Origin of the sequence: Streptomyces sp. NPDC021562, from assembly GCF_040640875.1 — a bacterium.
Lineage (GTDB): Bacteria > Actinomycetota > Actinomycetes > Streptomycetales > Streptomycetaceae > Streptomyces.
Map to the genome: position 1 here is coordinate 1 of NZ_JBFACN010000061.1, position 9,215 is coordinate 9,215.

Genomic DNA, 9,215 nt, shown 5'->3' on the forward strand with positions numbered 1-9,215 from the left:
CAGCATCGCCCGCCACGCCCACGCACGGAGCGCACAGTGACCACGCAGCCCGCCGCGCGTTCCACCCCTGCGTCGCCGCGTGAAATGGCCCGCGCCTTCACCCCGGCCCTGACCGAGCTGGTGGAGGATCCCCTGTACAGCCAGGTATGGGCGGATCCCGCGCTCAGTCCCCGGGACCGCAGCATCGCCACCGTCGCCGCGGTCGTGGCGCTCTACCGCCCCGAGGAACTGCCCGCGCAACTGCGGCGGGCCGTCGACAACGGAGTGACCCACGCCGAACTCGCGGCGATCATCACCCACATCGCGTTCTACGCCGGCTTCCCGGCAGCCATCAGCGCCTCGGCCATCGCGGCCCGCACGCTCCTGGACTGAGAACGCACGCCCCGAGTCCGCGGGCCACCGCCCGCTCCCGCTCTTCCACGTACATCGAGGACCGCATCCGCGCGTCCCGCGCAACAGCGGTCCCGATGACGACAGACGCGGGCCGGACGGTCGGCCCGTGGTCCCGGCCTCGGCTATCTCAGCGTCGGCCGTCGGGGCACCGACGCTTCCGGACCGAGCGCAGACCCCATCAATTCGACGATCGCGTTCACGTGTTCCGCAGAGCAGGAGTCCTGATGACGACAGTGGAGGGCCAGGCGGTTCCGCCGCCCCGGCGGTTGGGTCCCTGGTCGGCGTTCAGCCTTCAGGCCTCGGTGGTGGTCTTCTTCCTCGCGGGGGCCAGCGCGCCCACCCCGCTCTACGCCACGTACCAGCAGGAGTGGCACTTCTCACCGATCACCACCACAGTGATCTTCGGCGTGTACGCGGTGGCCATCCTGCTGGCGCTCCTCGTCGTCGGCTCGTTGTCGGACCATGTCGGCCGCAGGCCCGTGATCTTCGGTTCGATCGTCGTCCAGACGGTGGCAGTCGTGGTCTTTGCGGCTGCTGACGGCGTTCCCGCTCTGCTGTGCGCCAGGATCCTCCAAGGGCTCGCGACGGGCACGGTCGTGGGAGCCGTCGGCGCGGGCATGATCGACATCCGGCGTTCCGCGGGAACCCTCGCCAACGCGGTGACGCCGGCAGCCGGGACCGCCGTTGGCGCCCTGGGTTCGGGGCTGCTGGTGACCTACGCTCCGCAGCCGACTCATCTCGTTTACCACATCCTTCTCGGCATCTACGTCCTGCAGGCCGTCGGGGTGGTCCTCATGGCGGAGACGGCGGCCCGCACACCGGGCGCGCTGCGCTCCCTGCGCGTGACCTGGTCGGTGCCGGCGCAGGCGCGCGGCCCGCTGCTGCGGGTCGCTCCGGTCGTCCTGGCCGTCTGGGCCCTGGCGGGGTTCTACGGCTCGCTGGGCCCCGCACTGGTCCGGGGTGTCGTCACCGGTGAGGGAGCGCTCCTGGGCGGACTGGCGCTGTTCACTCTCACGGCCAGCGGAGCATTGACCGTTCTGGTCCTGCGCTCCGCTGCACCGCGTACCACCATGCGGATCGGCACTGTGGCTCTGATCTCGGGCGTAGCCCTCACCCTGCTGGCCATCGCAATCGGATCGGCGGGGTTGTTCTTCACCGGCACAGCGGTCGCGGGCGTCGGATTCGGAGCCGGATTCCAGGGGGGCGTACGCACCGTCGTCCCCCTTGCCGAACCGCACGAGAGATCGGGACTGCTGTCCGTGATGTATCTGATCTCCTACCTGGGCTTCGGCCTCCCGACCATTGTGGCGGGAGTGATCGTCGTGTACGGCGGTGGAGTGGAGAGGGCTGCCTACACCTACGGGATCGCCGTGATGCTTCTCGCGCTGCTGGCTCTCATCAGCACATTCGGGCCCCCGGGGGCCACAACCCCTGCGGCGCCGGAGGCCGTGCCGGGGCGCGCACCCGGCACCGGCTCCGCGGCCGTCGACGTGTGCGCCGACGCCTGCCACGGTGGGCCGTCCGGGCACGGTCCTTCGCCGAAGGTCAGCGCCCTGGCACACAAGGGAGACGAACCCCGATGACGCAGACCGTACCCACTCCCGCACCCCGGATCGTCGTAGGTGTGGATGGCTCCTCGTCCTCGAAACGGGCTCTGGCCTGGGGGCTTTTCATGGCGCGGACCACCGGGAGCGCCCTGGAGGCCGTGACAGCCTGGCAGAACCCCACTTCCTGGACCGGCGTCGCGGACGACTGGGACCCCGTCGCGGAGGCGCGAGCCATGCTCACAGCCTGTTGCGCCGAGGTACTCGGTGACGACCAGCCGTCGGATCTTCGGCTCACGGTGCTCGAAGGGCCCGCCACGGCCGCTCTCCTCTCTGCCGGCACGGGGGCGAGGATGCTCATCCTCGGCAGCCGGGGTCACGGCGGGTTCGCGGGGCTCCTGCTGGGTTCGGTCAGCGCCGCGTGTGCAGAGCACGCCGCCTGCCCCACCCTGATCATCCATGGCGACGACCTGCCTCCCGGTCCGACTCCCGCCGGGCGGCCCACACCCAAGCCGGGGGAAGAAGGAGCACGATGACCACCGACAACGACCACGACACCGGGTCCGCAGACCAGACGCCGCAGCGTCGCCCCTATCCGCATCCCGCCGCCGGATGGGGCGCCGCCAAGAGCGTCGGGCAGTTCCTGCTGCGCGAGCACAGTCTGGTGGCCGGCACGCGCGCCATCCAGCGCATGAACCACGAGAACGGCGGGTTCGACTGCCCGGGGTGCGCCTGGCCGGACGACCGCAAGGGCCTGCACCTCGACATTTGTGAGAACGGCATCAAGCACGTCACCTGGGAGATGACCCGTAAACGGGTCGACCGGGAGTTCTTCGCGGCGCACACCGTGACGGAGTTGATGGAGTGGTCCGACTTCGACCTCGAAAACCAGGGACGGCTGACCGAGCCGATGGCCTACGACCCGGTGAGTGACCAGTACGTGCCCATCGGATGGGACGAGGCGTTCGCCATGGTCGGTGAGGCGCTGCGCACTCTCGACGACCCGAACCAGGCCGCCTTCTACACATCGGGACGCCTGAGCAACGAGGGTACGTTCCTGTACCAGTTGCTGGCCCGGGAGTTGGGCACGAACAACCTGCCCGACTGCTCCAACATGTGCCATGAGGCGAGCGGACGGGCTCTGCAGGCATCCATCGGAACCGGTAAGGGCACCGTCGACCTGAGCGACTGGGAGTCCACGGACGCACTGTTCGTCTTCGGCGTGAACGCCGCCTCCAACGCCCCGAGAATGCTGACCTCCCTGGCCGAGGCCCACCGGCGCGGAGCACAGATCGTGCACGTGAACCCCATGATCGAGGCCGCCGCGGGCAGCACCATCGTCCCTCACGAGTTCATGGAGATGGCCCGCTTCCGTGCCACTCCTACCAGCACGCTGAACCTTCAACCCCGCATCGGCGGCGACATGGCCCTGCTGCGCGGCATGGCCAAGGCCGTCCTGGATGCCGCACGTGTCGATCCCTCGGCCGTCGACCGGGCCTTCATCGAGCAGTACACCAGCGGCTTCGAGGTCTATCGCGCGATGTGCGCAGCAACATCGTGGGAGACCATCGAGCGCCAGTCCGGAGTCAGCCGTGACGAGATCGCCAAGGCGGCCGACATCTATCTGGCCTCGGAGCGCACCATCATCAGCTGGTGCCTCGGGCTGACCCAGCACGAACACGGCGTGGACACCGTCCGGGAGATCGTCAACCTCCTTCTGCTCCGCGGAAACCTGGGCCGCGCGGGCGCCGGCCCGTCACCTGTGCGCGGCCACAGCAACGTCCAGGGCAACCGCACCTGCGGCATCGACCACCGGCCCTCTCCCGCGTTCCTGGACCGCCTGGGCAACGCGTGCGGCTTCACCCCGCCCCGAGACCACGGTCTGGACACCGTGGGCACGATCGAGGCCATGAACCGCGGCGAGGTGAAGGTCTTCGTATGTCTGGGCGGCAACTTCGCCCTGGCGGCCCCCGACACTCCATACACGTATGCCGGTCTGCAGAACTGCGAGCTGACGGTCCAGGTCAGCACCAAGCTGAACCGCAGCCATCTCGTGCACGGCCGCCGAGCACTGATCCTTCCCTGCCTCGGCCGAACCGAGAAGGATCACCAGAAGAGCGGTCTGCAGAGCGTGTCCGTCGAGGACGCGATGAGCATGGTGCACCTGTCCCGTGGAATGAAGCGACCCGCGTCCCCCGCCCTCCGGTCCGAACCGGCGATCATCGCCGGGATGGCCCGCGCCGCACTCCTCGACAGCGCCACCCCCTGGGAGGACTACGCGGACGACTACGACCGCATCAGGGACACGATGGCCCAGGCCCTGGAGGGGTTCGAGGACTTCAACCAGCGCGTGCGCCAGCCGCTGGGATTCCGTCTCCACCAACCCGCACGCGAACGGGTGTTCCTCACTCCGTCAGGACGTGCAGAATTCTCGCACGCCGAACTGCCCGACGTCCTTCCGGCCACCGGCACACTGGTCCTGGCCACGATCCGGTCGCACGACCAGTGGAACACCACGATCTACTCCGACAACGACCGGTACCGCGGCATCAAGAATCTCCGCACGCTCGTCTTCATGAACACCGAAGACATGCGGGAGCGCGGCATCCGCCCGTTCGGCCCCGTGGACATCGTCTCCACCGCCAAGGACGGCACCGAACGAGGCCTCAACGGCTTCCTCGCCGTCCCCTACGACATCCCGCAGGGCTGCGCAGCGGGCTACATGCCCGAGATGAACGTCCTGTGCGCCATCGGCGACTACAGCACACAGAGCGACCAGCCCCTCATGAAACACGTCAAGATCACCATCACTCCGGCCGCAGCGGCCGCCGTGCGCACGGATGCCTCCTGACAGGACGCCAGACCTCGTTCCCCGGCGGGGACCGCATCGGAAGCTACTGACCCCTCCGGCCCCCTATCCCTCAAACCGAACGCACCCTCCAGGAGTCGCCTTGTCCACCCCGTCCGCCAGCGCCCCAGCCGAACCGGCGCCCGTTGGCCTGGCCGCCTTCGGCACGGCGACCTTCATGCTGAGCTTCTTCTACGTCGGCGTCGATCCTGCCCTGACACCCGCCGTGTTCCCTCTCGCCTTCTTCTTCGGAGGTGTCGTCCAACTGATCGCCGGCGCAGCGGAGTTCAGACAAGGATCCACGTTCGGCGCGACCGCCTTCTGCTCCTACGGCGCCTTCTGGATGGCCTATGCCCTGTACGGCCGGTTCGTCGTCGACACCCTGCCGGCGGACGAAGCGCACGTGGCCACGGGATTGTTCATCCTGCCGTGGGCCGTGCTGACGCTGTACCTGACCGTCGCGACGCTCCGTACGACGGGGGCGCTGCTGGCTCTGTTCACCTCGGCGACCATCACCTTCACCCTCCTGGCCCTGGCGCAGTTCGTGCAGTCCACCGCTGTGACCCGCGTCGGCGGGGCCTTCGGGTTCGCAACCGCCGCCCTTGCCTGGTATGCGTCGTTCGCGGGCCTCGTCAACAGCACCTGGGGCCGACACCTCATCCCCACCATGCCCGACCCCGGAACACGTCTGGGGCACCTCGGTCACGAACGGGGACGTCCCGTATCGCTCACGTCCTCCATCGGCGAACGCGAACGGCGCACGGATCAGGCCGCCTGAGCGGCGACAGAACAGCAACTCCGCATATGAGGCAGACGAGATGAACACAATGATGAAGGCCGCTGTCGTGCGGTGTCCCGGACCGCCTGACGTCCTCGAGTGGGCCGACGTGGATAGGCCGAAGCCCGGGCCCGGCGAAGTCGTCATCGAGATCAGGGCCAGTGGCGTCAACAATGCCGACCTCCTCCAGCGCCAGGGGCTCTACCCGGTCCCGCCGGACGACTCGCCTCTGCTGGGTCTGGAGTGCTCGGGAACGATCAGTGTCCTCGGCAGCGAAGTCGACGGCTGGGCTGTCGGGGACGAGGTGTGCGCCCTGCTCAACGGCGGCGGATACGCCCAGGCCGTTGCCGTGCCTTCGACCCAGCTGCTGGCGAAACCGGCGGAGCTGTCCTTCGAGGAAGCGGCATCCCTGCCAGAAGCTGCCTGCACCGTGTACTCCAACATCGGAATGCTCGCCCGCCTGCAGCCCGGTGAGACGTTTCTGGTCCACGGCGGAACCAGCGGTATCGGAAGCCTGGCCATTCAGTGGGCCAAGGGTCTCGGTGCCCATGTACTGACCACGGCAGGAACACCGCACAAGGTGGCCCAGGCCGTCGCGCTCGGAGCCGATGCCGCGATCAACTACCGCGAGGAGGACTTCGTCGCCGCCGTCCGCAAGGCGACGAACGGGCGCGGTGCGGATGTCATTCTGGACATCGTCGGAGCGCCCTATCTGGCTCGCAACATACGCTGCCTGGCCCCAGACGGGCGCATCGTGATGATCGGTGGGGACGTCTCGCCCACGATCCTGGGCATCGGTGAATTGATGGCGAAGCGTGGATCCCTGGCGGCTACGACGTTGAGGTCCCGCAGCCACCGCCAGAAGGCGGCGATCGTCGATGCGGTGCGCTCGGATCTGTGGCCGATGGTGACTGACGGCCGGATCCGTCCGGTTGTCGGTAACACCGTGCCCATGCACGAGGCATCACGAGCCCACCAGCTCCTGGCGGAGGGGAACGTGGTGGGCAAAGTGGTGATGACGGTATGACCCCCCTCGTGATCCCCCTTCCCGTCACAGCCCCGCAGTGCCCCGGTACGCGGCGGGCCCGGTGACCTGGATGTCGTGGCGCGGGGTTCTGCGCCGCACCGGGCACGAGTTCCGACGCACCATGCCGGCAATCGTCATCGCTGTCATCGTTGCCGTCGCGGCCGGTCTCTTTGCCGGCTCCTACAGCTTCAACCTCGCCCATCCGACACCGCACCGCGTACCGGTGGGGACATGGAAGGGCGACAAGGTCAACGAGCGGTTCATCACCGCCTGGGACGACCGCCTCAACACAGAACTGGCCGTGCGGGTCTACCCGGACGAAGCCTCTGCGCTGCGCGCCGTCGATGCCCAAGAGGTCTTCGCACTGGTGCGGAACAAGACGGGTTCGGACCATGATGTGGCTCTGCAACTGGTCCCCGCCGCGGGTGCCTCGGTGGCCCGGGTCCTGCAGCAACAGGCTCCCGCTGCCGCTCAAGCGGTCGGTGTGTCCCTGCAGACCACCGAACTGCGTCCCTTGCAGGCAGGGGACCCCCAGGGCCTCGCCATCTTCTACATCACCCTGGCGGCAGTTGTTCTCGGTTTCATCGGTGCCGCCCAGCTGAGCGCGCACGCCGGTCAGCTGCGCCTCCATGAGAGGGTCCTGGCCATCGCCTGCTACTCGGCGCTCGGCGCCCTGGCGATTTGTGCAGTCGTTGACTGGATGCTGCACGTCCTCGACCTGCCGGCCGTGGAGTCATGGGCGATCCTTGCCTTCACGATGTTCACGTGCGGGCTGGTGTTCACCGCGTTCCACGTACTCGTCGGCCGATGGGCGATCCTCCCGACCTGGCTCCTGCTGGTCATGGTCGGCAATCCGGCCTCGGGCGGAGCCGTGTCACCGGCGTTGTTGCCCGAACCGACACGATCGCTGGGCCGCTGGCTGCCCCCTGGCGCGTCGGTCAGTGCCCAGCACACAGCCGTGTACTTCAACGACCACCAGTACGTCACGCCTTTTCTGACCCTCGCAGTGTGGTGCACAGCTGCGGCCACGACCGCCTGGGTCTGGCGCCGGAGACGCTATCCCGCCCCCTCTACCAAGGGGACTCAAGCCATGCCTACCGGGTGATCTGTCCAGTCGAGGCTGGAGAAGGACGAATGCTGGAGTGACCGGCAGCAACGACTACGGGCCCCGGATCCGCAGGCGCCCCCGATCAAGCAGGCAGCGGCGGTACGCGGGGGAGTGCGGGACGAGGATCCTGGCCGAGCACGAGAGGCTCGACAGGCAGGGCAACGGTGCCCTGCTGCCGCGCGAGGGCAGCGCTCGGAGCCGGAAATGCCAAGCTTCGCGTCGAGTTGGACAAGGCCCGCATTGTCATTGAGGTGCGGGGAAGACCCTCCGCGCGGTTGGATCGCCTCCCCACCGTCAGCGACGAGACGGACGGGTGAGAAGCGGTGACGACCACCACCGCCACCACGACGCCGCCGTAGTCGCCAGTGGGAGGAGCCTTCGAGGCCGCCCGCGCCAAGGCCCGGAACCGCGTCGTCCATGGTGGGACGGATGCAGGAATCCGCCGAGCTCGGTCGGCCCGAGCCGGGCGCATTGTGGCAGCACCGTACAAGTCTCCCGCCCCGGCGCGGCCGAAGCGGGAGCGCCGGCGGCATCCGTGGGCCCTGACGGCGGCCGAGGGGGTGAAGGACACGGCTGTGTTCCGGTCGAGTGAGGGCGTCGACACGGCGCCTGCCGGGATCTGCGTGGTGCTGCCCGACCGAGGTGTCTACCTGCGCCTGAAGGCGACGCTGTACTGGATCCTGTGCAAGTGCGGCAGCGAGGCCCGCGAACGGCGCCCGAAGGTCAGGCATCCGCAGTGAAAAAGCCCGAGCTGATTGCCACCGCACCGAACCGGGTGTGGTCGTGCCGGGCAGCCCCGTCTAAAACGTGCCGAGGCTCGGGACGGGCTCTGTATGCCTGTCCCGAGCCGGTACCCTCCGGGCTGTGGTCACGTGACGGACACCGACGCAAGGCCGGCACGGTCACATCGCGGCCATCCGCGGCGGTGCACTGGCGTGCCACTCACCGGCCGACGCCTGTCGCATCCTGGTCAGTGATCGTCCCAGTGGTCGCCGTGTGCAGCGTGCCGGTGCCCATCATGCACATAGTCGACGTGGTCGCCGTGCGGCACGGCGACGTGGCCGCAGTCCTTGTGGTGTTCGTGGGGATGCTCACCATGCGGTTCGTGCCCGTCCTTCGCGCACTCGTGCGTCTGCTCGCCCACGGTCCGATGGAAATGACCGTCGTGTGCGTAGTCGACGTGCCCCTCATGAGTGAAGGACACATGACCGCACCCTTCGCCGTGTGTGTGGTCAGCATGGTCGTGCGTTGAAGCCATGTCGTACCTTCCATGTGCCGCGGATGAACGCACCGCGAGCCGGAGCCCGATGAGAACCCAAGCGAAATAACGGCTACCGGGTGTGCGACCGCTACTGAGCCACCGCATACCCGGCATGGTCGGACTGTGCTGCACAAGACTGCGCAGCTGCCCGGTCGTGTCATATCGGTCCTGTCCGTGACCAGAGGCCCAGCCGGTCTGCCGGTCGCGGACCGCACGTCACCTGTCGGCGCGTGCGTGGGCGTGGCGGGCGATGCTC

The 9,215-nt window shown here is 68.2% G+C and carries 9 protein-coding genes; 8 read left to right on the forward strand and 1 reads right to left on the reverse strand.

Translation table 11 applies throughout. From position 1 onward, the window contains the following. Positions 1–36 precede the first annotated feature (36 nt). The 8 genes from AB0G52_RS40585 to AB0G52_RS40620 all read left to right on the forward strand — a co-directional run bounded on the left by AB0G52_RS40585 (position 37) and on the right by AB0G52_RS40620 (position 8,438). On the forward strand, positions 37–372 hold the full coding sequence (locus tag AB0G52_RS40585) for a carboxymuconolactone decarboxylase family protein (RefSeq protein WP_132894556.1): 336 nt from the start codon (positions 37–39) through the stop codon (positions 370–372). Between the two features lie 95 nt (positions 373–467). After that, positions 468–1,976 (forward strand): MFS transporter, encoded by a 1,509-nt coding sequence (locus AB0G52_RS40590; protein WP_361344258.1) that lies wholly within the window; start codon positions 468–470, stop codon positions 1,974–1,976. After that, on the forward strand, positions 1,973–2,473 hold the full coding sequence (locus tag AB0G52_RS40595) for a universal stress protein (protein WP_132894560.1): 501 nt from the start codon (positions 1,973–1,975) through the stop codon (positions 2,471–2,473). Before AB0G52_RS40590 ends, AB0G52_RS40595 begins: the two co-directional genes overlap by 4 nt. After that, positions 2,470–4,788 (forward strand): FdhF/YdeP family oxidoreductase, encoded by a 2,319-nt coding sequence (locus AB0G52_RS40600; protein WP_132894562.1) that lies wholly within the window; start codon positions 2,470–2,472, stop codon positions 4,786–4,788. The genes AB0G52_RS40595 and AB0G52_RS40600 overlap by 4 nt, the downstream gene beginning before the upstream one ends. A gap of 100 nt (positions 4,789–4,888) precedes the next feature. Then, complete coding sequence (locus AB0G52_RS40605; RefSeq protein ID WP_132894564.1) at positions 4,889–5,563, forward strand: acetate uptake transporter family protein; 675 nt, start codon at positions 4,889–4,891, stop codon at positions 5,561–5,563. Positions 5,564–5,615: 52 nt separating this feature from the next. Beyond that, entirely contained in the window at positions 5,616–6,590 is a 975-nt protein-coding gene (locus tag AB0G52_RS40610) for an NAD(P)H-quinone oxidoreductase (RefSeq protein ID WP_132894568.1), read from the forward strand. A 70-nt stretch (positions 6,591–6,660) separates the two neighbouring features. Then, positions 6,661–7,695 (forward strand): ABC transporter permease, encoded by a 1,035-nt coding sequence (locus AB0G52_RS40615; RefSeq protein ID WP_132894570.1) that lies wholly within the window; start codon positions 6,661–6,663, stop codon positions 7,693–7,695. Positions 7,696–8,273: 578 nt separating this feature from the next. After that, on the forward strand, positions 8,274–8,438 hold the full coding sequence (locus AB0G52_RS40620; protein ID WP_165939572.1) for a hypothetical protein: 165 nt from the start codon (positions 8,274–8,276) through the stop codon (positions 8,436–8,438). Between the two features lie 230 nt (positions 8,439–8,668). On the opposite strand, the gene AB0G52_RS40625 is transcribed toward AB0G52_RS40620, so the two are convergent. After that, positions 8,669–8,956, reverse strand: a complete 288-nt coding sequence (locus AB0G52_RS40625) for a hypothetical protein (protein ID WP_132894566.1) — start codon at positions 8,954–8,956, stop codon at positions 8,669–8,671. Positions 8,957–9,215 lie beyond the last annotated feature (259 nt).

Bases quoted from the DNA above. Each gene is read 5' to 3' on its own strand.
- AB0G52_RS40590 (WP_361344258.1), top strand. From the start codon at position 468: ATGACGACAGACGCGGGCCGGACGGTCGGCCCGTGGTCCCGGCCTCGG.
- AB0G52_RS40610 (WP_132894568.1), top strand. From the start codon at position 5,616: ATGAAGGCCGCTGTCGTGCGGTGTCCCGGACCGCCTGACGTCCTCGAG.
- AB0G52_RS40600 (WP_132894562.1), top strand. From the start codon at position 2,470: ATGACCACCGACAACGACCACGACACCGGGTCCGCAGACCAGACGCCG.
- AB0G52_RS40595 (WP_132894560.1), top strand. From the start codon at position 1,973: ATGACGCAGACCGTACCCACTCCCGCACCCCGGATCGTCGTAGGTGTG.
- AB0G52_RS40625 (WP_132894566.1), bottom strand. From the start codon at position 8,956: ATGGCTTCAACGCACGACCATGCTGACCACACACACGGCGAAGGGTGC.
- AB0G52_RS40615 (WP_132894570.1), top strand. From the start codon at position 6,661: ATGTCGTGGCGCGGGGTTCTGCGCCGCACCGGGCACGAGTTCCGACGC.